Source organism: Caballeronia arvi, from assembly GCF_001544695.2.
GTDB lineage: Bacteria > Pseudomonadota > Gammaproteobacteria > Burkholderiales > Burkholderiaceae > Caballeronia > Caballeronia arvi.
The window spans coordinates 1-931 of sequence record NZ_FCOM02000277.1 but is presented as its reverse complement, the minus strand read 5'-3'; the positions used below and the strand labels follow the sequence as shown (position 1 = coordinate 931).

Genomic DNA, 931 nt, shown 5'->3' with positions numbered 1-931 from the left:
AACGGCGAAAAGTCGTACCCGGTAGCCGATGCACTCGCGTCGCGCAATATCCGCTTTATTTTTGCGACGGGCTATGGAATCGATGCCGTGGCCGAAGACTACCGACACCATCCCCGTTGCCAGAAGCCATTTGACCACCAAGCATCCTAAAAGCACTGAAAGGCTAATCGCACATGAAAGTCAGCTAACGAACGGTGCCCCCAGTCGGACTGCTTACTTCAGTCGCTATCTGAATGGATGACGTTCCGGTCGAATGGCCGGGTACCCGGCCAACAGCAATAGCGCGTCCAAGGCTAAAACGCCCATTTTTACTACGCCGGACGTCTAAACTCCGACTTCTAAATGGCGCTAGATGAGCGCTTGTGGCCGCCCCCAGTCAGACGTAAAACCGCCCGGCGCGGTCGGCCATAGATCGGCCGTGTCGGGCAGCAGTCAACCCTCTTTTGCGCTTCGGCCCTGGGCAATCCCAATGACGGGCTGTGCAAGTATTCGCCCATGACGGTGATTCGCGGAACGACCACCGTGGGTCGATCGCAAACGACAGGGTTTCGAGCGAACAGAATGAATCTTGCCTACCGTTGCGGATTGTCATGTCCGGAACCGGACCGTCGCCAAACATGACTGAAGGGCCAAAAGTCGGGTTCGCTAAATCGTTCGGTCGTCAGTCGGCTGAAGCTAGCGCGGTGGCAATGCCGCCGTGGTGGCTTTCACTTCATAGGGCCTTCGGCTGAAGATGTGTTAGCGGGAAGATCGACAACGCGCGCTTGGCTTGCTTTAGCATCTGCCGGAAGTCAGGCGAATCGAGGATGATCGTGCCCGCAGCGGCGCGGAGGCGGTCGACCGCCTCGTCTGGCAGGACAAACGAAGTCGGCAATTGATTAAAGTATTCGCGCGCGCCCTTGTCCTTCAGTGCCTCGAACGACACGTCGAC

The 931-nt window shown here is 57.6% G+C and carries 1 pseudogene; it reads right to left on the bottom strand.

The features are described 5' to 3' along the window. Positions 1-712: 712 nt before the first annotated feature. A pseudogene (locus AWB74_RS44880) lies at positions 713-931 on the bottom strand (hypothetical protein); the annotation flags it as partial.